Source organism: Chitinophaga sp. 180180018-3 (assembly GCF_037893185.1).
GTDB lineage: Bacteria > Bacteroidota > Bacteroidia > Chitinophagales > Chitinophagaceae > Chitinophaga.
The window spans coordinates 96,833-118,584 of sequence record NZ_CP140772.1 but is presented as its reverse complement, the minus strand read 5'-3'; the positions used below and the strand labels follow the sequence as shown (position 1 = coordinate 118,584).

Annotated in this window: 19 protein-coding genes; 1 reads left to right on the top strand and 18 read right to left on the bottom strand. The window is 46.9% G+C overall.

Annotated elements, in window-relative coordinates; translation table 11 throughout:
- Positions 1–8 precede the first annotated feature (8 nt).
- The 17 genes from UNH61_RS00530 to UNH61_RS00450 form a co-directional block, all read right to left on the bottom strand.
- The gene (locus tag UNH61_RS00530; RefSeq protein ID WP_326990148.1) at positions 9–1,430 is read right to left on the bottom strand and encodes a DHA2 family efflux MFS transporter permease subunit; all 1,422 of its coding nucleotides are present in this window, start codon (positions 1,428–1,430) and stop codon (positions 9–11) included.
- Between the two features lie 30 nt (positions 1,431–1,460).
- Positions 1,461–2,408, bottom strand: coding sequence for a J domain-containing protein (locus UNH61_RS00525; protein ID WP_326990147.1), 948 nt, complete (start codon positions 2,406–2,408; stop codon positions 1,461–1,463).
- 67 nt (positions 2,409–2,475) lie between these two features.
- Positions 2,476–3,477 carry a glutaminase A gene (glsA, locus tag UNH61_RS00520; RefSeq protein ID WP_326990146.1) on the bottom strand — a complete coding sequence of 334 codons (1,002 nt, stop codon included), beginning with the start codon at positions 3,475–3,477 and terminating at the stop codon, positions 2,476–2,478.
- Positions 3,478–3,751: 274 nt separating this feature from the next.
- Positions 3,752–4,078 carry a DUF6686 family protein gene (locus tag UNH61_RS00515; RefSeq protein ID WP_326990145.1) on the bottom strand — a complete coding sequence of 109 codons (327 nt, stop codon included), beginning with the start codon at positions 4,076–4,078 and terminating at the stop codon, positions 3,752–3,754.
- A gap of 217 nt (positions 4,079–4,295) precedes the next feature.
- On the bottom strand, positions 4,296–5,078 hold the full coding sequence (locus tag UNH61_RS00510; RefSeq protein WP_326990144.1) for an HmuY family protein: 783 nt from the start codon (positions 5,076–5,078) through the stop codon (positions 4,296–4,298).
- 13 nt (positions 5,079–5,091) lie between these two features.
- Positions 5,092–5,790 (bottom strand): HmuY family protein, encoded by a 699-nt coding sequence (locus UNH61_RS00505; RefSeq protein ID WP_326990143.1) that lies wholly within the window; start codon positions 5,788–5,790, stop codon positions 5,092–5,094.
- Positions 5,791–5,801: 11 nt separating this feature from the next.
- Entirely contained in the window at positions 5,802–7,895 is a 2,094-nt protein-coding gene (locus UNH61_RS00500; RefSeq protein ID WP_326990142.1) for a TonB-dependent receptor, read from the bottom strand.
- 39 nt (positions 7,896–7,934) lie between these two features.
- Positions 7,935–8,843, bottom strand: a complete 909-nt coding sequence (locus UNH61_RS00495) for a hypothetical protein (protein ID WP_326990141.1) — start codon at positions 8,841–8,843, stop codon at positions 7,935–7,937.
- An 89-nt stretch (positions 8,844–8,932) separates the two neighbouring features.
- Positions 8,933–9,589 (bottom strand): hypothetical protein, encoded by a 657-nt coding sequence (locus tag UNH61_RS00490; RefSeq protein ID WP_326990140.1) that lies wholly within the window; start codon positions 9,587–9,589, stop codon positions 8,933–8,935.
- A 66-nt stretch (positions 9,590–9,655) separates the two neighbouring features.
- Entirely contained in the window at positions 9,656–10,369 is a 714-nt protein-coding gene (locus tag UNH61_RS00485) for a hypothetical protein (RefSeq protein WP_326990139.1), read from the bottom strand.
- 202 nt (positions 10,370–10,571) lie between these two features.
- The gene (locus UNH61_RS00480) at positions 10,572–12,419 is read right to left on the bottom strand and encodes a heme ABC transporter ATP-binding protein (protein WP_326990138.1); all 1,848 of its coding nucleotides are present in this window, start codon (positions 12,417–12,419) and stop codon (positions 10,572–10,574) included.
- On the bottom strand, positions 12,416–13,468 hold the full coding sequence (locus tag UNH61_RS00475; protein ID WP_326990137.1) for an iron ABC transporter permease: 1,053 nt from the start codon (positions 13,466–13,468) through the stop codon (positions 12,416–12,418). Before UNH61_RS00475 ends, UNH61_RS00480 begins: the two co-directional genes overlap by 4 nt.
- A gap of 13 nt (positions 13,469–13,481) precedes the next feature.
- Entirely contained in the window at positions 13,482–14,324 is an 843-nt protein-coding gene (locus UNH61_RS00470) for a hemin ABC transporter substrate-binding protein (RefSeq protein ID WP_326990136.1), read from the bottom strand.
- A 383-nt stretch (positions 14,325–14,707) separates the two neighbouring features.
- On the bottom strand, positions 14,708–15,562 hold the full coding sequence (locus tag UNH61_RS00465; protein WP_326990135.1) for a DUF4249 domain-containing protein: 855 nt from the start codon (positions 15,560–15,562) through the stop codon (positions 14,708–14,710).
- A 10-nt stretch (positions 15,563–15,572) separates the two neighbouring features.
- Positions 15,573–18,218, bottom strand: a complete 2,646-nt coding sequence (locus UNH61_RS00460; protein ID WP_326990134.1) for a TonB-dependent receptor — start codon at positions 18,216–18,218, stop codon at positions 15,573–15,575.
- 58 nt (positions 18,219–18,276) lie between these two features.
- Positions 18,277–19,254, bottom strand: a complete 978-nt coding sequence (locus UNH61_RS00455; RefSeq protein WP_326990133.1) for a FecR domain-containing protein — start codon at positions 19,252–19,254, stop codon at positions 18,277–18,279.
- 99 nt (positions 19,255–19,353) lie between these two features.
- Positions 19,354–19,872, bottom strand: a complete 519-nt coding sequence (locus UNH61_RS00450; RefSeq protein WP_326990132.1) for an RNA polymerase sigma-70 factor — start codon at positions 19,870–19,872, stop codon at positions 19,354–19,356.
- A 146-nt stretch (positions 19,873–20,018) separates the two neighbouring features.
- On the opposite strand from UNH61_RS00450, the gene UNH61_RS00445 reads away from it, so the two are divergent.
- Positions 20,019–21,041 carry a quinone-dependent dihydroorotate dehydrogenase gene (locus UNH61_RS00445; protein WP_326990131.1) on the top strand — a complete coding sequence of 341 codons (1,023 nt, stop codon included), beginning with the start codon at positions 20,019–20,021 and terminating at the stop codon, positions 21,039–21,041.
- Here the strand turns inward: UNH61_RS00445 and UNH61_RS00440 are convergent.
- On the bottom strand, positions 21,038–21,739 hold the full coding sequence (locus tag UNH61_RS00440) for a 16S rRNA (uracil(1498)-N(3))-methyltransferase (RefSeq protein ID WP_326990130.1): 702 nt from the start codon (positions 21,737–21,739) through the stop codon (positions 21,038–21,040). The genes UNH61_RS00445 and UNH61_RS00440 overlap by 4 nt on opposite strands.
- Positions 21,740–21,752 lie beyond the last annotated feature (13 nt).

Sequence of the window (21,752 nt, the reverse complement as noted above, 5' to 3'; positions counted from 1 at the left end):
CATGCTGGTCAGGTGTCGATATGAGCATCCGCATCTTTCAACGCCACATTCCTCCGTGGCAGAAACCAGGCTGGTACAATAGACACCAGCAGTATGGCCAGCGAGATAAGAAATCCCTCCCGGAGCGCCATATGATGCGCAGTGAGGTTAGCAATACCTTCCAGCACATGCCGGTTATATGCAGCCTGTGTAATAATTGCCAGCACTGCTATGCCGATGGCGCCGCCCACCTGTTGCATCAGGGTACTGATAGAAGAAGCCATTGTTACTTCACTGGGCTTCACAGAGCTAAGTATTGCCGCATTCAATGGCGCCACCAGTAACCCCATTCCTATTCCCCTGACCACCATCGCGGCGATAACTCCATGGATGCTGCTTCCCCTGTCGAGCCATGAGAAAAGATACATCGACACGGCCAGCAGAAAGAGTCCCATAATAGATACTTCCCTTGAGCCATGCTTATCCGACCATTTTCCGGCGAACGGCATCAGCGCCGCCATAAACACGGAGTTAGGCAATATAAGCAGCCCTGAAATTCCTTCTGAAAAACCCATCTGTTCCTGCAGCAGGAAAGGCATCAGGAACAGGCCGCCGTAAAGGGCGGCCGACCGGGATATGGTCACCAGTATACAACTTACAAATGAGTAGTTGGAAAAGAGATCGAGATTAATAATCGGCTCGCTTTTCTGTCTGTCTACCCATATAAAAAAAGCAAAAGCCACCAGCGCCACTCCCAGCGTAACGAGTATTTCCGGGGAATTGATTCCTGTTACCTCTGCCCGTGCCACGCCATATTGCAGGCATACCAGGAAAATAGTCAATGCGATGAAACCGGTAAGGTCAAATGGAAGTTTAAGCTTAGGCTGTTTGCGGAGTACATTCAGAAAGCGGAAGGCCAGCAGTACCGTTACCAGCCCAACAGGGAGGTTAATATAGAAGATAGACGGCCATCCAAACTTCTCCGTCAATACACCCCCCAGCGTAGGTCCGATCGCTGGCCCTACAAGGTTTCCCAATCCCCACCATCCCAACACGGAGCCTCTCACCCGGGCGGGAAATATGTAAGAAATGATGGCCATGGAAACCGGCGCCATGGCGCCTCCTCCCAATGCCTGTATGACCCTTGCTACGAGCAGCGATCCCAGGCTGGTAGATAATGCACACATCAGTGAGCCCAATGTAAAAAGGGACACAGCGCCAACATACAGATTGAAAAAACCTATTCTGTTCTTCAGCCAGTTCGTCAATGGCATCAGCACTGAAAAACTCAGCATATAGGCCGTGATCACCCATTCTATCTCGTCGAGCGTACAGTTAAACTGCTTGCTCATAACGGGAAGGGATATATTAACAATGCTCGAATCTATGCCGGCCATGGTAGTGCCCATGATCACCACTACCAGAACGCCTGTCCGGTTGACGTCTCTCATACTTTGCCTTTCTTCAGGTAGTCAAAATGTTTAAGCATGGCCATTCTTATTTAATTGTGAAAGTTGCTGAAACAATTCTTTTTCTTTATCGGAAAGGTTTGCCGGAATATGCACAATTGCCTTTATATACAAGTCGCCTGCGGTTCCTTTATTATCAAAAGCAGGCATCCCCTTTCCCTTGAGGCGGAATATTTTCCCGCTATCAGTTCCGGCCGGTATATTCATACTAAGGGAAGGCCCCGGTGTGTTGATGGTTAGTTTACCTCCAAGTATCGCCGTGTACAAAGGTATTGCCAGTTCTGTGTGGATATCCAGACCTTTCAGCTCAAATTGCGGATGTGGAGCTATTTTTATGGTGATCAGCAAATCCCCGTTTTCGCCGCTTTTACGGCCGGCGCCACCTTTCCCTTTCAGCCTGATCACCTGGCCTTCGTGCAAGCCGGGCTTCAGTTTAATATTAAGCTTACTGCCCCCTACTTCCACTTGTCGCGTTGCGCCTGAATAGGCATCTTCGAGAGATACGTCCATCGTTGCCTGTACATCCCGGCCACGGCCCGGGCCCTGCTGCTGCCGCCGGCCTCCTGAGAAACTGCTGCCAAAGAGCTGTTCAAAAAAATCGGAGAAACTGCCTTCTCCACTACCGAAGATATCTTCCATGTTGCCGCTGCCGTAGTTATATGTACGGCTGCGCCCGCCACCTCCGCCAAACTGTGACCAGTCAAAGTCTTCCGGCCGGCCTCCATGTTGTTCGTAATGTTTATAGTTTTCTCCGAACTGATCGTATTTCTTGCGTTTCTCCTCGTCGCTCAGTACTTCATACGCTTCGTTGATCTCTTTGAATTTATCCTCAGCAGCCTTATCATTGGGGTTCTTATCAGGATGATACTTCACGGCCAGTTTCCGGTAGGCTTTCTTAATCTGCTCTGCTGTCGCGGTTTTCTCTACTCCCAGTATCTTATAATAATCCTTTACATCCATAGCACTAAAACATGTTAAAGTGATAACTTGTTTTATGAATTTACGAATTAACCGGGAAAGCTATTAGCTAAAAGCTCCTATAGATATTTGCATTCAAGCGGTCAGAAATATATTGAATGGCCCGTTGCGCCCGCACGCTGTTTCCGGCTTTATCCAATGGAGGTGAAAACACTGCGATCGCGTATTTCCCGGGTACCACTGAAATAATACCGCCACCAACACCGCTCTTGCTGGGCAATCCCACCTTAAACATCCACTCGCCTGTATTTTCGTATAGCCCTGTAGTTCCCATTATAGCCAGCACTTTAGCAACATTTGCCTCCTGCATCACTCTTTCCCGGGTCAGCGGGTTTACGCCACCATTTGCCAGGGTAGCCGCCATAACAGCCAGGTCACGGGTAGTAACGCCGTAAGAGCATTGTTTGGTGTAGAAATCACAGGCAAACAACGGGTCGTCGTACATATAGCCATACGATTTCAATAACATGGCTATTGCCTGATTATGAGCATTGGTAGCAGCTTCCGATTTGTACAACTCATCAATTACTTTCAGCCGGCGGCCAGCGAACCTGGCGAAATAGTTGTCCATTTTATTCCAGGCATCAGCATGTCCGAAATAACCAGTCAACATACTGGCGGTAGTCAATGCACCTGCATTCACCAGGGGATTGGATGGCTGCTGGCCTTCGCTTTCAATGGCTGCTACTGCGTTGAAAGGCATGCCGGTCTGATTGGCGCCTACTTTGCGGAGAATAGCGGTATCTCCAAAAAGATCCATTGCCACACAAAGCGTGAAAACCTTCTCAATAGATTCAATACCGAATTCGAATTTATTTTCGCCCGCCTGGTATATTTTCCCATCTCTGGTTACAATTACAATACCATACAGATCTGGTTTAACATCGGCCAGGTAAGGGATATAGTCTGCGTTCTTTCCTGACTTTTCATCTTTGAAGAAGCTATAGGCTTCGTTGACGACGGTCTTAAAATCAGCGGGTTTATTATGTTTCTGGGCATAAAGGGTCGACACTCCCAGAACAAGAAGGAGCAATGGCGCTACGAATTTCATATTTTTTGATTTTTGCAGATAGTCAGAATTAAAAAATGCACTAAGCAGCTCCTGATATCATCTCCGGATTTATTGTTGATGTTTCCTGGGGCCGGTATATGGTTTCAGCTGCAATTTCAAAAAAAGAAATAAAATAACAATGAGTTGTATAGAATGTTTCTTTAAAATGCCGTCGGATATTCAGATCTGGTGTATCCGGTTTACCGGCAGGTGGCCTGCCGGGCTTTAAAATTAAAATAGGGTGATCACAGGTTTATATCGGGAGCCGCTGGCACTAACGCCCTGGCAATTTCTCAAGGATTTCGTAAGTATCGAGCAAGGCCTGAACTTCCGACGTCATGCCGGCCAATTCCACCACCTCCGCCGGTGTCAGCAACATCATTACATGATCGGCCGGTAAAGGCACACACACTATCTTTTCATGATCGGATAGATAATGATGATCATTGGCCATATGAATGGTCATTTTTCTGAAGTACTCAAATTCGTTTGCATCAAGGTTAACAACAGTAGTACCGAATGCAATCTGGATACTTTTGCAATGCGGACAGCGGATAACGTATCCTGACTTTCCGTGATACAATGTCTGGTAATTACACATCTGCGTTGGGTTTGTTGTGCCTCCGGCGGCCATTGGATGGCCGCCGTCAGGACTTAATTCATCACTCTTATTAATCTGGCAGTTTCAAACAACGGACTTATTTTATGTACAGCTAAATACTCCGGGCATCGTTACAGGTACAAATGTAGATAAGAGGCGCTGCGTGTAATGATCAGATCAGGAAAAGGAATTACGCAAAGGGGAAAATTAAGGAATACTAACGGTTCACTGCTATGTCCAGGTTCTTTGTTCCATCCATTTGAATGGCAAATCTGAAGGAAAGATAGCCGGTTTTATCGTCGCGGCTGGGGCTTTGCGGGCTGTTTTTATAGACACTGGTAATCTGGAGCTTCGCGTATTTCCCTTTTGCTGTTTTAACGATAATAGTGCGCGGCAGCGTGTATACGATATGTGCTTTCTTCTTATCGTTCGGAAAGAAGGCTCCATAGAAATCATAGTAGGCGTAGCCGTATCCTGTTCCCATAAAATGATCGATGCCGATAAAATCGTTTGCCACAAAATCCGCATCTGATATGGTAACGGATTTCACGGCGTTGAAGGAAGTATTGAACAGGTTTTGATCAATGGGAATACTCAGCGGTTTGAAGGTATTATTATCAAAGGATGCCGCTTCTACTCCATCGTTTCTGTAAAGATATAAGCCCCCCTGCCCAGGGCCTCCGAATCCGGGGCTATTGGGTGCCTTTCCATTATTAACCGCAATACTGCTATTGTATATTCCCGTAAAAGCTACGTCCCAGCTGCTGGTTTGTGCAAGCGATGCGGGTACTATTTTATTCTGTTCAAGACTATAGTAAATGGTGGTAGCATTTACAGCTGAAGTTGCCGAAGTATCAGCTGCCATATTGCTGATCACATATACGCCTGTTTTCACATCGTCGCCAGCAGGTGGCTGAGGCGTGGTTTTATCGTCATTACTTTTGGAGCAGGCTGCCAGTAGTGAAATAACGGCAACGGCTATTGGAAAATAGTATCTCATATTTATTTGTTTTTTATTTAGTTGGAGTATTCAGGTTCCGGCTTCCATCTTCCTGCAGAAAATACCTGATCGTGAAATAAGGTGCCGGCCATAACAGGTCTGTTACAGCCGGAGGGTTGCCCTTGTACATACTGATCAATTCCAGCTTTGCATATTTACCTTCAGCGGTGCGCAATACAAAGGTGCGATTGGGAATGGCCCTGGCCAGGTGGGTAGTAAGACTGTAAAAATACCAGCCTTTATTTGTCGGCTGGGGATATCCATCCCAGCCTATACTTACCAGGTCGTTGGTGCTGAAGTATTCATCGTCCGGAGCAACGGTGACGCTGGCATATGGTTTATCCACCAATACAATAGCACCTTGTCCGTTTCCGCCGCGACCCGGGCTTTTGGTCTTAGTGCCATTGTTAACGATTAAAAGCGAGTTATAGAGATCAGTAAATGCCAGATCCCAACTATTGCTACGAAGATTCGCAGCAGTAGTATCCCACGATTGCCTGCCGGTTTTCAGACTGAACAAAAAGGTGGCAAAGGGGCGCTTTTCTTTACCATCGATGCCATCTCCTACTGACGCCCGGGTATCGCCGGCCATATCATAAATAACTGTGCTTTTGCCGTCTTCATAAGAACGACCCGGCGCGCTGTTATCATCTTTCTTACAGGAAACCATTCCTGCCACCAGCGCCAGTAAAACAATACATTTCATTTTCATGGTGATAATGATTAATCCCTGAAAAACCGCCAGGAAAACCCGGCCATCATAATACGTCCGGGCTGCGCTGGCATCAACATATCCGTATAGTCGAATACGTTATCAGCTGTCAGTTGTATAGATAAATGTTTATTAAAAAGTTTCTTTTCCACAGAGGCAAACAGCAGGCAATAGCCTTTTACATAAGTATCATACCGGTCGATATAACGGTTGCCGTTAGCATCATCAAAACCATAGCGGCTGCGGTAATTAGCCCTGACAGAAGCAGTGATGCTCCAGGGAGCATATTCGTAAAATATGCGCAGGTTCAGCATATGGCGCGATCTGTTCTCCAGACCGAAATAATCCGATACCTTCGCCTGTCTTGATTCTCCCGTATTATTATTCCTGATGTTCTTATATGGCCATACACCGGCACGAATAGAATCCATTACGCCTCTGTCTTTCGCATAAAGTAACTGGTACCCTGCTGATACTTCCAGGCCCTCCAGCGGCTTCCACAGGGCACTGGCTTCCAGCCCTGTCATATAAGTCCGGTTCAGGTTCATGTAAGAAAACACCTGCTGGTAATTGGTTTTAGTTGCTACCTGAATCGTATTAATCAGGTTATGTACGTTATGATAGAAGCCGTTGACTTCTATCTTCACTGCTCCCGGAAGACTAACAGCCACACCTGCATTATAAGACACAGAAGTTTCCGCCTTCAGTTCTCTGGCTATGCGATCGGCAACAAGCCTTATTTCGCTGATCTGTCCGGCATCCTTCATTTCCTTTAAAGTGGCATCCAATACCGCGGCACCCAATACTGTATATCCCTGTTGGGGATTGGTAAAAACCTGGTAACGTTCTTTAAAATCGGGTGTTTTAAAACCAGTGCCGACGGATGCCTTTAATGTAATAAATGAAGCTGGTGTATATCTCAACCCGAAACTGGGATTCAATCGTCCGCCAAAATTGTTATGATAATCATACCTGGCACCAGCCAAGGCATTGAATTTTTCCAATGGCTTCCAGTCGGCCTGTACATATCCGAATACGCTGTTCATATTACCGGTGCCTTTATAGTTTTCACTATTCATGGTTTCCAGCGTACCTCCAGCTCCTGCAGTAACATTCCACGCATCGTCGAATTTCCTGGAGCCCTGCACTTCCAGCCGGTGCAGGTATTGCGTAAAAATATTCCGGGCATTCACCACACCCGATTCCATCATGGTAGTGGTCTGATTTGAAGCATAGCGTGTCAGGTAGTATTGCGTTTTCAAATGCATACCATGCCTGAAACTATTATTCATCATCAGAGAAGCATTCATATCGCCTTCATCCAATGCGTCTCTGCTGGTATGTTGTTCCTCTTTACCATAGCTGTTCACCGCTACAGATTTCCTGTTGGCAAATCTGCCGGCGAAACTCAGTGATGTTGCGGAACTCAGCGAATATCTTGCTCTCCCCTGCAGTGTAAAACTATTATAGGGAGGAACAGTTGCTCCCTTTGTGAGATAGGGATTCACACTGAATCCATCAGTATGATAGTAGTTGCCTGAAAGGTAAGCTGCCCCTTTCCCTTTACGGATGGGCGTTTCTCCCTCCAGTGTAGCATCGGCATTATTCAGCGAGCCATAACGAACTGCTGCCAGCGCCTGCGCGCGGGTAATATGCTGCCGGGTAACAATGTTGATCACGCCTGCCAGCGCCTCGCTTCCAAACAGGCTGGAAGAAGCTCCTTTAATGATTTCAATCCGCTCTATATCGGAAACGGTTATACGTGACAGATCAAAGTCGCCGGCATTTCGCCCGATCATAGGCTGACCATCTATCAATATCATCGTATAGGCAGCGCTGAATCCCTGCATCTGCAAACCAACTGCCCGCGCGCCTCCTTTAATATCATTGACGACCGCCAATCCTGTTTGCTCCCGCAATACCTCATCCAGGCGGCGGCTGCCCATCATATCCAATGTTTTACGGGAGATAATGGTAACGGGCATAGCAGCCTTGCTCACCAAACTTTCGGTGGCAGGTTTTAAGGCAGTAACCTCTACTCCTCTCAAACTACGAACAGCACCGGAATCTGACTGACCCCGGCAGACTGTTGTGCTGAGCAACAAAACGCATAGGCTAAAGAGTCGACAGTAGCGCATCAAATTTTATTCAGTTATGGTGACAGGCACATCTAATCCAAAATCATCTGTTATGTTGTAATAAGTATTGGTGAGTAACATCCCACCCTGACAGGTACCTACCGGGAAGTTCTGCGGAATCCGCAGGGTGATGGTAGTGGCTGTATTACCTACTACTTCTATCGGAAGGCTCCTGCTGAAATCCAGGTACAACACAGCTTTCGTTACTGCTGATATATAATTTCCGTTTACTGTAAAAGTTTGTCCACGCTTTACCGTCAGCTGGCCGTAATCATATAGCTCCGGATTCCCAAGCCGGTAGAGAAATATCTTTTTTACGATCGTTGTATAGTTTCCGGAAGTGATTTGGAGATTATATCTTCCGGTATCCAGCTTTGCAGGAAACTGAAAGGCGAGCCTGTCGCGGGTAATTTCTTTTATGGTACAGGGAAGCTGCTCACCGCTTTTTGATATCAGCGATATCTTATTACGGGATTTATCCTGCAATAAATAAAGATGCCCGGTGTACAGCGTTCCACCTGGTCCTATCTGCTCTGAACCTCCATCCATACCTCGTATGACAGGAACAGGCTGATTGGAAACAATCTTTAAACGATAGGTAGCTGTAGCACCGCTTTCAGCGGTTACTGTGTAAATAGCATCGCCGTTGAAGGATATTTTTTCACCAGATGCAGGTTTAACAGTAGCTTTCTCAGTGACCGTAATCTGCGGACTGACCTCTGCGGGCTGCGCTTGTCCGAATGGCCAGTACACAATGATATCCTGGCCGCTGACCGCCGCCTCCAGTGACTTTCCATCTGCATCTGGAATCACGAAAGACGTGATCTGGTTATAAGGCAACCTGGCCGTTTCCTTTTTACAAGCGCATAGCATGAAAACACAACCAGCCAGAAAATATTTATTCAAAGTGTTCATTTTATAATAATTTTATCCAAAATGCCTGTACCGGCCTTTATTACATCACACTTCCCAGGGTGTTCTGTTTTAAACGGGCCGGTATTTTTTTATTGCAAACGCTGGTAATCAAACGACAGGTAAGGAATAGGTTCAGTACCTGTAGGATTAGCCGGCATATCTTTGTAAATACTCAGCATCTTTATTTTGTAGATCTCTGTTACAGTACCGCCGGATTGCTTGTAAGCAATAAGCGTTCTGCCGGCAACTGGCAGTACTTTGTGATTATCGTTAAAATAGTAGTTATACCATCCGGGATTAACATTGTTATATCCCATCTTATTTCCGGTTGCAGCCGTCATGCTGCTGATGGCATTGGAAGCAGTAATGCCGGCATATGAAACAGCATCAATGAATCCGAGCTGAAAGCCGTTCACGCCACTGATATCTGCGTTAAAGTAGCCATCGAACAATACAGCTCTTGCACTGCTCACCGCGGTCACCTTCGACTCTGTACTCAGGCTGTAATAGAAGGGTGCAGGGGTAGATGGCGGAATAACGCTGTCGCTTTTCAGGTTACGTATCTGCGCGGTATCTCCGACGTCAATAGTGCGTGCCAGCAAGGCAACGCTACCTGAAGCCTGCTTCGATGCAAGGGTTTCCTGTGTATTGCCTCTCAGCGGCTGTACAGAATTTTCCCGCTGACAAGAGGCAACTACGAATGCAACCACTGCTACGGCTGCTATTTTTTTCAACAAATTTGTCATTGTTTTCAAGGATTTATTTATGATAAAATGCTGTTACGAAAAGCCGTTACAGGCATACTTGGATTACTATGGCAACTGTTTAATAATAACCGGGTTTTTGAGTTTTGCTGTCTTGCTAAAACAGGTAACCCTGATATAATATTTGCCGGAAGGCAGTGCATTAGAGTCAGGCGGAATGGAACCGGTAAAATACTTATACCCTATTACGCTATTAGGTTTCGTTTCCAGCGTATATCCACGGCCCGATTCGCTCACCAGCGTAATGAAATTAGTTTTCGTATTAGGTACCAGGTTATCGCCACTGATTCCCATCATGTCGCTTTCAGATTTGTGACGATGTGTGATCACTACCGGATTAGCGGCATCAGTAGAAAATTCATTCACTATCATATCAGGTTGTTGCCCGTCTACTTTCAGCCGATACGCCGCAGTGTTACCATTACCGGCTTTTACTGTGTAGATGATAGGAGTATCCATGGCCTGCTTCACCATCCAGTTCTGCAGCAGGGTATTACTCGCAGGTGTAACAGTGGCGCCGGTGGGCAGTTTGATATCCGGGAGTATGGTAATCAGTGCTGTGTAGTAAGGGATATACAATACTATCGAGGTGTCGTTATTATTGATCACTCCTTGTATAGGCCCATCTGCAGCATTGGTTACAGTAAACTGAAGAATACGGTTCTCCGGCAACAGCGGCGCATCAGTCACTTTCTTGCAGGCATAGAGTATCATGCCCGTTGCTATCAGCAACAGTAATGGAACAGAAGTACGTAATTTCATTTCCGTATAGTCGTTATAGTTATATATCAGCAATAGCTATCCACACCTGTTTTCAGGCGTTACTATCAGTCATCGGTCAGTTAAACAAATGTTTTTCCGGGTTGTGTTTACGGGCGGAGTAAATAAAAATGCAATGCAAAAATAATTGGTTGGATCTTATCCATTTGATCGGATCGGGAAAATTTATTGCGCAACCCGTAAATTACAACTGCGCCAGCAAAGCCCGCCATTCAGGCAGTTCCGGTATTCCGGGCTTACGTTTTCCGAAAAACTGTATGATCATTTCACCAGCTTTATCGAACACTTCCACAGAAGTAACGCCGCCCTCCGCTGGTTTGTCTACTACCCAGCAGGAAGCGATATCAGTTGTTTTAACATGCAGGTTGAAATCTGCATCCATGACGTTGATCCATTCCGGTATCTCCAATACCCTGTGAACCTGGCCGGTATGAATTTCTATATTCCCATGATTTCCCACAAACACCATAATTTCCAGACCACCTGAAGCTGCGTTTTGCAAAATGGTTTTTACACTACCGGAAGAAATACGGCGGGAAAAACGACCTTCGGCCAGCTCCAATGCATGTAATCTGTCGATACGATATTTCATCAACATAGGATAAAAATCATGTGTATCTTTTAATATTGCCCAATCGCTCAGGAATGCTTCCCGATCTACATTTCCGGTCATGCCCCGTTGTTGTGGTACCCGGGCGGTTACCTGTATTGTATCAGACTGGGCTGCTGCCGTAAATTCCTGTACCAACCCGTTCCATTGTTGCATATCCGTTTCCGGCTGTGCATATATTTTCATGATGGCATCGCCTGCGCTGTCAAATATCTGTATGGATGTTTTAAAACCCGTAGCAGTATCATTCTCCAATGCAAAGGCCATTGTCCACTTATTGATAAACATGCGCAGGTCAATATCTTTTCCTACTGCCAATGCCACATGTTTACTTTCTGTATTGACGTTTTCGAATGTGCCTTTTCGTTCTATCACACAGCTCTCATTTCTCGTTAACACCATTACGCGGCCAAGCGCCGGCAATTTATGCAGCAAGGCAGGGAAGTCTGTTTTCATATGCCTGACCAGGTCTCCGGTACACGCTGCTATTATCCGGGCTTCTGTTACGTTCAATGCTTTTGCAGCGTCACGGATGCGTACTTTCGGATGTTGTTGCTGGTAAGCCAGCCATTGCGCTTTAAGCGGAGTGATAATTGTTTCCATCTGGTAATATTTTTTTTTGAGATGAGTGTTAAAAGAAGTTATAATAATAGGATGATCGTAATCAGGATGCTCCAGCACTTTTACATCTGTTCCGAAGCATTGTCTGATATTGTTTTCGGTTAATACAGCAGCTACATCTCCAACAGCCATCAAACGTCCGTGATGTAGCATAACAACACGATCGGCATAGGCTGCTGCCAGCTGAAAGTCGTGTAATACAGCCACTACCAGTACACCGTTATTGCTTAGCTCCCTGGCCAGCTGTAAAGCGATATGCTGATGGCGTATATCCATTCCCGTTACCGGCTCATCAAGCAGCAGCATCTTTCCGCCGGAGCGGTGTTTCAATTCGGGAGCATCCAGCAACTGGGCCAATACCCTCGCCATCTGCACCCGCTGCTGTTGCCCTCCGGAAAGATGCAGCCAGCTGCGATCGCTTAAATCACTGACCTGCAGCCGCTGCATGGCATAGGTAATAATAGCATCATTCAATACCGGGTCGGGCGGATGAATATATCTGCCCATAGCAACTACTTCGCGTACAGTAAAAGGCAGCGTCAACCCGGTACGTTGCGATAATACGGCCCTGCAGGCCGCCTGTTCTGCCGGTGATTGTTCACGTAGCTGTTGTTCGTTCAGCCATACTTTCCCTGAATAGTTGGTATACTCGCCGGCAAGTACCTTCAACAACGATGATTTTCCTGCACCATTGGCGCCCATCAACACACACAGCTCGCCGCCTGCAGCCTGAAGGGTGATCCGGTCCAATACCAGCCGGCCCGATAGCTTCAGGGAAATATGTTCTATATCTAACATCATATCATCAATGTGCGTTTTTCTTTCAGAATCAACCATATAAAAAACGGAGCACCCAATATAGCTGTCACTACCCCTACCGGCAGTTCTGCCGGAGCTACAATTGTTCTGCTGATAAGATCCGCCAAGGTCAGTAATATAGCACCGGCCAGTGCTGCACAGGGAAACAATAATTTGTAGGATGGTCCGGTGAATTGCCTGACAATATGTGGCACAACCAGGCCTACAAAGCCAATTACGCCTGCCACTGCTACGCTGGCAGCAATCACCATCGTAGATAATAACAGCAGCTGCATTTTCAGACGTTGAATATTCACGCCTATATGCCTGGCTTCCTGCTCTCCCAAAGAAAAAATATCCAGCGCCGCGCCTGTGCGGGGCAGTAGTATCAAAGGCAGCAGCAGAAAGGGAAATACGGCCGTCACCGTTTCCCAGGTAGCGCCGCCCAGGCTGCCCATTGTCCAGAATATGATACTCCTCATCTGTTCGTTGGTCGACAAATACGCCATCAGCCATGTAAATGCCATACACAGCGCGTTAATAGCGATGCCCCCCAGCAACATCAGCATCACCATCGAACCACTACCGGTACCGGCTATACGAATAATTAACCAGGCGGCTATAAATGCCCCGGCAAAAGCAGCGATGTTCATTGCATAGTAATGTACCCAGCCCGTATTGAGCCAGAGCGGCAGGCTGGCTTGAAAAACGATGATCAATACAGCCCCTGCTGACGCTCCGGAGCTGATCCCGATAAGACCGGGATCAGCCATCGGGTTCCTGAACAACCCCTGCAACGCGGCGCCGGCGGTAGCTAAACCGGCACCTGTTAATACGCCCAATATTACCCGCGGCAGGCGTATGATCATCAACACGGCCTCCATACTATTATCGTAATGCACAGGAATATCAATATGTATCCTGTGCAACAGGATAGCCAGTATCTGTGCGGGAGAGATATGCATAGCGCCACTGCCTGTAGCCAGAAACACAGCGGCAATCAGTACTATTACAAGTATGCCTGGTATGCTGTAATTCTTTGATAATTGCATCAACACGTTTTCTTTATCCACTGATCTTTTGCGATAATTCTTTAATGGCTGTAATCACACGCGGACTGAATCCTGTCAGTAGTTGCCCATCCATCACTATCACTTTCCGGTTCTTTCCGGCATTGGTCTGTGCAACGCCAGGCACTTTCAGTAACCCATCTATCCCACCCAAACTTTGCAGGCCGGAATCGAAAAGGAGTATTACATCAGGATTGGCTGCCACCATGGCCTCGGCTGTCAACGGTTTGAAATCATTAAATCCTGTGGCAGCATTTTCTGCACCGGCAAGCGTAATCATTTTATCCATTGGAGTTGCCGCACCGGCCACCATCATAGTGCCCGCGCCACGCGCGTAGATAAACAGTACTTTCTTGTGTTGTGGCACTACTTTCAGCACCTGCTGCTGTTGTTCCAGTTGTTTACACAAGGCGGCCCCTTTTTCCGGAACATGCAGCGCCGCCGCAATTTGTGTAATCAGTTTCTTTGTTCCCGCTACCGAGTATTCCTGCTCTACCATCACATGATGTACACCCACCTGTTTAAACTGGGCTACCACAGCCGGACTGAGAAAATTAGTGGTAGATATAATAAGATCCGGCTGCAACGCTAATACCGGCTCTGCGGTAATATTCCGGTTATGGCCAACCTTCGGCACTTTCGCTATTTCCGATGGGAAAGTACTCGTTACATCCACTCCCACTATCTGTTGACAAAAACCCAGCTCACAAAGAATCTCGGTTACTGTACCATTCAGGGATACGATTTTTTTATACGCAGTTGACTGCGCACTAACGTGCACGCTTACACTAAAGCATAGCAGGAGCAATACGGCGCTCCACCGTAACAACAATTTCATGTTCGGTTTATGTTTTAATTATGTAGTATGAATTGGTTTGCGATGATAAAAGGAAAAAAGATTGCCCTACCCGGGATAGGGCAACCATGGCCCGCAGGAACAATCTTTACTCCGCCATGTTCCTACAGGTTAAAGTAACAGGGACAAAATATCCCCTTCCGGAAACGCCCGTTTAAAAGCGCCGGTCAATTTCTTTTGTGAATATTTATTCTAACTGTGATGAAAACACCGACTGCTTCACGGGTGATGAAGCATCCGGATTTATTTGTAGCGGAGTAAATTATGCTGGAACAAACTTACGTCATAAAATTGTAACCAGATGATCAAATCGGGAAATTTTATGACAAATCGGGAAATTCCGGTTCCCGCTCCGGGAACAGTAACTACTGTATATTGAATGTCATCCTTTTAGTATTAATTCCTCCAACAATGCCATAGCCATTGGTAATATTGGAGTACACGCGGATAGGGTATGGCACCACTCCCCTGCCTGATTCCTTTTGTGCCTGCAGGCTGTTGAAGTACTGGTAGGAACTAAACGTCAGCGCACTTACTTCCACTGTTATTTTAGCCGGACCAGTAAGCAGGTTCTCCGTCTGTAACACAAAATTTACGCGCTTGCCGTCAAAGCGCTCGTCGTCCATGATCAGCATACTGTAGTCGCCCTTCGTAAAAAAATCGACGAGATTATTATTAAAAGCAGGATCCAGCCGGAAATTCAGGAAACTTCCGTTATTACCGGAAGTATCTGTTTTATAAAGCCGGATTTTGTAGTAGTCTTTCGACAGCGGATTATCCTTCAACGTAAACTGAATACGACTGCTGTTACTCTGTCCGGCTGCATTACCTGCCTGAGGAGCAGCGGGCAGCGTATCAGTACCTGCTACGGGTGAGAGTCCTGGTGCGGCTACCTGTATTGTGTACTTTCTTCCCAATGCAGCCGTTTGTGCTGACACATAATAGTAACGACCATTTATCTGCTGAGCAGTAAGAGGCGCCACCGGTACTCCATCGGCCGAAAGAGAAACTGTTGCTTCCTTAATATCAGCATAACCGGCATCATCAAATTTGTTAGAAGGTATGCTGCGCGTTACCCGGATGTATATTACACTATCTGGCTGAATCAATGAGTTCACTACTATTTTATCTCCTTCATAGGGCATCTTAATATCTTCATTCCGTTCACATGCTATCAGAAAAACACCTAACAGTAACGCTACTACGAAAATATATTTCATACACATCTATTTAGAATTTAACTGAATAGGTAACACTTGGTAAAATCGGCAACAGCGTTACTCTTGTAAGGTAACGCTTGTTGTTTGCCGTATTTTCTCCTATATAATAGTAAAAAGGATTCTTCCGGTTATATACATTGAACACGCTAACGTTCCAGCTACGGCTCCATCCTTTATGCTGTTTGGTATTGGTGATGCCTATGTCCAGCCGGTGTACATCAGCACCACGATAGTTGTTCCATTTATCATAACGGTCGATGCGAACAATACCTCCTCCCGGTTCAAAAGGCGAAGCGGTACCGGAACCGCCATAACTGGCCACCGGCAACGTAAACGGCGTTGCTGAATTATAATGCCACGAAGCCGAAATTTCCCAGCGCCTGCCCAGTTGCTGTACCAGCACTACTTCTATATCGTGCCGGTGATCATATTTGTCAGGAAAGATATCTCCGTTGTTGATCCCCGGGAATCGCCGCGATGACCACGACAATGTATAGCCGATCCACCCGGAAACAGGTCCCTTCTTCTTTTGCAGCATCAGCTCGGCCCCGTAACTCCATCCTTTCCCTACAGTTACCTTCTCGTCCCACCGGGCTACCTGAGGCCCAACGATATTGTTACCTTCCATGTTCTCAATCATGTTGTTCATGGATTTGAAATAACCTTCCAGCGAAAATTCATACTTCAGGTTAGTGGAAGTTTTAGCGATTCCTAATGCAACCTGTCTGGAAAACATCGGCGCCACACGCTGAGTGGAGGGCACCCATATATCAGTGGGGAGCGCGGTGCCGTTACTCGACAACAGGTGAATATACTGATTCATATGTGTATAGGCCGCCTTCATTGCCCAATTACGAGGCAGCATATAACGCAGTCCCAGCCTGGGTTGTACCGAATAATAAAAACGGCCTTCCACCAGGAAAGCAGAAACATGTACCCCTAAATTCGCAAACAGATCAGGCCTCAGCTGCCAGTCATCTTCTCCATAAACCGACAGTTCAGCACCAGTAATCCGGTTGGCATTTCCAGACGTATCCAGCGGAGTCACCGGGCTGTCTTTGTCCTGAAAAGAGGAGCTACCCGGCTTGAATGTATGCAGGGTAGTAACAACGCCGAAGCGCACGGAATGACGAGGGTTGGGCCGGTAATCAAAATCAACCCGGCCTCCGCTATTCTCCATACGTGACTTGTAATAGCCAGATACATCCGATTTTTCGTCTGTATTCGGCAGCACATATTTGTGCTCATAGTCGGTAGAAAAAGCGTACTGCGAATAATTCAGGGTGATATTGGAAAACAATTTCGGACTGTAGATATGATTCCATCTCAATGCTGCAATTGTATTACCCCATGTCATCCTGAATTTGGTACTTTCCCCGATATATTTCTGGGAACTGCCGATCTGTGTACTGTCGTCGATGGTTTGTTTAATGAGCAGATTATCTTCGCCCTTGTAAAAACTGAGAAAAACACGGTCCTTAGGCGAAAAGATGTGATTGATTTTAGCATTAACATCATAAAAATATGCCTGAAAATCCCCTCCTTTTCCGAGTGTATGATCCTGTTTCATCAGGGCATTCAGAATAAGATCAGGATAGGAACGGCGCGCTGAAAACATGAATGAGGTTTTGTCTTTCACAATTGGCCCCTCCGTATTGAACTTCGTGGATATCAGACCAATGGAAGCATCTCCATGCCAGGATTTCATATCGCCCTCTTTCATGGCAATATCCACCACCGACGAAAGGCGGCCGCCAAAACGGGCCGGGAAAGCGCCTTTATAAAGGTCCGTTGTTTTAACCACGTTGGCATTTAACAGGGAATAGACGCCAAAAAAATGGGAGAAGTTGAACACCGGTGTACCATCTATCAGCACCAGGTTCTGATCGGGGCCACCGCCTCTTACATACAGACCGCCGGCGCCATCCATACCACCGCTTACACCGGGCAGCGACTGTAATGTGCGCATTACATCCACCTCCCCCAGCAGCCGGGGCATCGCCTGCAATTCAGTCGTGCTGAGGTTTAGTTTGCTCATCTGCGTCTGCTCCTGTAGTTTGGTATGTTCCTTTCCGCTGACTACCACCACCTCTTTCAGGCTGCCTAACGACGACAACTCAACGTTGATCAGTTTGTCGCCTCTGCCAGGTATGCTTTTCACCATGGGTTGGTATCCGATATAGGAAAATACAAGCCGGCCGCTATCCTTTGCCGTGGTAAGACTGAAAAAGCCATATTGATTGGTAACAGTACCCTGCCTGAGCCCGGGAGAATAGATAGTAGCGCCGATAAGGTTTTCACCGCTGGCGGAGTCTCTTACATAGCCACTGATGGTACGGATATTCCGTTGAACAGGCAACAATACTACCTGCTCTCCCACACGGGTATACCGGATATCGTCCGGATCAAATAAGTCGTCCAGGAATTTTTTCAGACGTTGTTGGCGAACATTCAGTGTTACCCTTCTTGATAAACTGACCAGTTCTTTACTATAGGAAAAGTGAATGCCATATTCTTTCTCCAGCATTCCGCAAACCACTTCAACAGGCTGGTTGCTCACCACTATGGTAATTCTTGTCTGCCAATCCCACCCAAATACCTTAAGGGGAAAACCTAGTAATAATATTCCCGTCAGCAGTTTTACGGCTAACGACATAGCTATCTGTTATATTAAAAGTGTGAATTTGGCAGCCGGGCATTACGGCGCCGGTAGCCTATTTTAATTTATACTGACGATCATTTACTTTCTCATAGCCGGCATTCAGCATCAATGCAAGCGACCTGATTACATCTTCAGCAGATTCACCTGTAAAGTCGGCCTTTACAGGAAGTTTTAACAGGTCCATATTTGCAACTTCCACTTTGATATCATACACTTCGGTAACTGTATGCAGCACTTCTTCCAATGGAACGTCTTTAAACGATAACGATCTTTTAGTGATGTCACTAACATGAGCGGCTACACGAAAAACCGGCCTGTCGCCTTCTTTCTGCAACAACATGCCATCTGTCAGTAACACACTATCCGCCTTATCATGATCGATCACCATCACCTTCCCGCTACTTACATGTACTTTCAATGCAGCAGTAGCCGGCCTGTAATTAATGCTGAACTGTGTGCCGAGTACTTTTACTTCCGTACGCCCCAGTACAATCACGAACGGATTTTCGGCACTTCCTCTAACATCAAATGTAGCATTGCCGGTCAGGCTCACTTTCCGGTTCTTTTCATTAAATCCCCTGGCTATTTCCAGCCGGGCGGAATCCGACAACTGTACCCGGCTCCCATCCTGCAGACTGGCCATTACCGGGCCATCAAAAATCTGCTGCGGCTTTCTTCCCACCAGCAGCCACCAACCGGCACTGATCACCACCAGCAGCACTGCAGCCACTTTCAGCCACAGGAAGCGCGACCTGGGCCTGAGCGCCACCAAAACGGGCTGTTCACCGATCTTCTCTCTCAGCTGCTGCCAGGAATGCTCCGTATCTGCAGCCACCCTGGTTTCATTGGTGACAGCCGTTTCGAGCACCTTACCAAGAGAAGCCAGCAAAGCGGCATTACCCGGATCCAGCTCCTTCCATTCTTCCACCCATGCATGCTCCGTAGCATCTGCTTCATTCAGCAGGTACTTGCAGAGCAAGGTATACAGTGCCTCATCAGGCATTGCCTCTTTGGGTAAAGATAGTGTCATTAGTTCAGTTGTTGTAAATTTTACAGTCGCCACCCTTCCGGGTGGTTATTTATAAGACGCATAGAAAACCCCAACGCCCCCATGCGCCGGAAAATATTTTCAAAATAGCAACCCTGTCAGCAAAGGCAGGTATTCTTTCAGCTCCTGATGCAGGATCTTCAAGGCCTTACCCATTTGATTTTCAACCGTTTTCACGGAAATATTCATGGCTGCAGCAATTTCTGCATATTTCATGTGCTGTTGCCGGCTCAGGATAAACACCTCCCGGCAGCGCTCCGGTAGCCGCTCCAACGCCTGCCGGTACAATCGCTCCAGTTCCTTTACTTCTTCCCCGGCTCTGGTGGTTGTTTCCATTCCTTTTCCGTATCCATTCTCCTTTTCTGAACGCACCACGTCCTTCCGCCATTGACTGATGGCAGTATTACGTATAGCAGAAAACAAATATGCTTTTACCGGGCCTGTAATGGTAATAGTTTCCCTCTTTTCCCATATCCGGAGAAATACCTGTTGAACTATTTCCTCCGCTACATGAGGATCCCCCGTATAATGGGTGGCAAAGGCCAGGCAATGAGCATGGTTTTCCCTGAATAATACTTCAAATGTTCGGAGCTCCAGCATGAGGAGCAAAGATATGTAGAGAATTAAGAATATAGAAAGAAGAATTAAGAAACAGTGCGAAGACTTTAGTTGATTCGCTTAAATCTCCGCACTGTTTCTTAATTCTTCTTTCTATATTCTTAATTCTCTACATATCTTTGCGTCCAATGTATAATCTGATCAAAAATTTCCTTTTCCGCTTTCCGCCGGAAAACATCCACCATAGCGTGATGCGTGGTGTCAAAACAATTTACTCGCTGCCGCTTGGTAAAACTATGTTAAAAGCTTTTTGCGGCGTCAAAACAAAAGAACTGGAACGGGAAGTATTTGGACTGAAATTCTCGAACCCGGTTGGATTAGCTGCGGGATTCGACAAGGATGCCAAATACATTGATGAACTATCCTGCCTGGGATTCGGATTTGTTGAGATTGGTACAGTGACGCCACTGGCGCAGCCAGGCAACGAGCAGCCACGGTTGTTCCGCCTGCCGGACGACAAGGCCCTTATCAACAGAATGGGCTTCAACAATGAAGGCGCTGCTGCTGCTGCCAAAAGACTGCAACGGAAAAAATCCGGTATCATCGTAGGCGGTAATATCGGGAAGAATAAAGTAACACCCAATGAAGAAGCTGTAAGCGACTACGAAAAATGTTTCCACGCGCTTTATGAAGTTGTAGATTATTTCGTGGTCAATGTCAGCTCACCCAATACCCCCAACCTGCGCGCATTACAGGAAAAAGAGCCGCTGAAACAGCTGCTGCATCACCTGCAGGTGCTCAATACCCAAAAACCGCAGCAAAAACCTATACTGCTGAAAATTGCACCGGACCTCACTACCGGGCAGCTCGACGATATCATTGAAATTGTGAAAGAAACCAGGCTGGCTGGTATTGTGGCTACGAACACCACCATCAGCCGGGATGGCCTGAAAACTCCCGCCAAAGAAGTGAACGACATTGGCGCCGGAGGCCTGAGTGGATTGCCTGTAAAGAAAAAAGCTACAGAAGTGATCCGGTACATTCATACCAAAAGCCAGGGCAGCATTCCTATTATTGCTGTAGGTGGTATCTTCACTGCAGCAGACGCCCGGGAAAAACTCGATGCAGGCGCTGCTCTCGTACAGGTTTATACAGGATTTATTTACGAAGGGCCCACCATTGCGAAAAAGATCTGCAAAGGATTGAGTTAAGCATTCATTAACACCACGGCTACCAACCCGGCAGTTTCGGTGCGTAAACGCGTATTGCCCAAAGACACAGACGTAAAACCCTGCGCCAGGGCCAGATCTATTTCTTCACGGGTAAAATCTCCTTCCGGACCAATCAGGATAATAGTATCCTTGTTCGCCTGCATGACCTGCTGTAATTCCATCTTTTGATCGGGCAGACAGTGGGCGATCAGGCGCTGCGGATCGTTGCTGCGCTTCACCAGATCATCGAATTGCTGCGGCTCCTGCAGGTCAGGCAGATAAAACTGCTGCGATTGCAGCATAGCCGATACCAGAATATTCTGCAGACGTTCTGCCTTGATCTTCTCCTTTTCCGTACGCCGGGTCACCAGGGGAATAATGGTTTGAATGCCTATTTCCGTTGCTTTCTCAAGGAACCACTCTATGCGCGAGATATTTTTTGTGAATGAAATAGCTACCCGCAAAGCGCGCGCAGGGGGAGGTACCGTTTCACTCCCGGTTATCTTTACCACACACTTCTTCCTGTTATCATCCGTTATCTCCGTGGTAAACTTCTGCCCCCTGCCGTCGGCCAGCAGTACCTGATCTCCCTTCTGATGCCGCAATACCTGTATACAATACTTGGATGTATCCTCGTTCATCGTATATATTTCCTGATCCGGCCGGATATCAGGCGCATAAAAAACCGGCAACTCCATACGTTGATTTTAT

Excerpts from the sequence above, each read along its gene's own strand:
- UNH61_RS00490 (WP_326990140.1), bottom strand. The coding sequence starts at position 9,589 with ATGACAAATTTGTTGAAAAAAATAGCAGCCGTAGCAGTGGTTGCATTC.
- UNH61_RS00440 (WP_326990130.1), bottom strand. The coding sequence starts at position 21,739 with ATGGAGTTGCCGGTTTTTTATGCGCCTGATATCCGGCCGGATCAGGAA.
- UNH61_RS00515 (WP_326990145.1), bottom strand. The coding sequence starts at position 4,078 with ATGTGTAATTACCAGACATTGTATCACGGAAAGTCAGGATACGTTATC.
- UNH61_RS00460 (WP_326990134.1), bottom strand. The coding sequence starts at position 18,218 with ATGTCGTTAGCCGTAAAACTGCTGACGGGAATATTATTACTAGGTTTT.
- UNH61_RS00485 (WP_326990139.1), bottom strand. The coding sequence starts at position 10,369 with ATGAAATTACGTACTTCTGTTCCATTACTGTTGCTGATAGCAACGGGC.
- UNH61_RS00495 (WP_326990141.1), bottom strand. The coding sequence starts at position 8,843 with ATGAACACTTTGAATAAATATTTTCTGGCTGGTTGTGTTTTCATGCTA.
- UNH61_RS00505 (WP_326990143.1), bottom strand. The coding sequence starts at position 5,790 with ATGAAAATGAAATGTATTGTTTTACTGGCGCTGGTGGCAGGAATGGTT.
- UNH61_RS00475 (WP_326990137.1), bottom strand. The coding sequence starts at position 13,468 with ATGCAATTATCAAAGAATTACAGCATACCAGGCATACTTGTAATAGTA.
- UNH61_RS00480 (WP_326990138.1), bottom strand. The coding sequence starts at position 12,419 with ATGATGTTAGATATAGAACATATTTCCCTGAAGCTATCGGGCCGGCTG.
- UNH61_RS00510 (WP_326990144.1), bottom strand. The coding sequence starts at position 5,078 with ATGAGATACTATTTTCCAATAGCCGTTGCCGTTATTTCACTACTGGCA.
- UNH61_RS00450 (WP_326990132.1), bottom strand. The coding sequence starts at position 19,872 with ATGCTGGAGCTCCGAACATTTGAAGTATTATTCAGGGAAAACCATGCT.
- UNH61_RS00455 (WP_326990133.1), bottom strand. The coding sequence starts at position 19,254 with ATGACACTATCTTTACCCAAAGAGGCAATGCCTGATGAGGCACTGTAT.
- UNH61_RS00465 (WP_326990135.1), bottom strand. The coding sequence starts at position 15,562 with ATGAAATATATTTTCGTAGTAGCGTTACTGTTAGGTGTTTTTCTGATA.
- UNH61_RS00530 (WP_326990148.1), bottom strand. The coding sequence starts at position 1,430 with ATGAGAGACGTCAACCGGACAGGCGTTCTGGTAGTGGTGATCATGGGC.
- UNH61_RS00525 (WP_326990147.1), bottom strand. The coding sequence starts at position 2,408 with ATGGATGTAAAGGATTATTATAAGATACTGGGAGTAGAGAAAACCGCG.
- UNH61_RS00470 (WP_326990136.1), bottom strand. The coding sequence starts at position 14,324 with ATGAAATTGTTGTTACGGTGGAGCGCCGTATTGCTCCTGCTATGCTTT.
- glsA (WP_326990146.1), bottom strand. The coding sequence starts at position 3,477 with ATGAAATTCGTAGCGCCATTGCTCCTTCTTGTTCTGGGAGTGTCGACC.
- UNH61_RS00445 (WP_326990131.1), top strand. The coding sequence starts at position 20,019 with ATGTATAATCTGATCAAAAATTTCCTTTTCCGCTTTCCGCCGGAAAAC.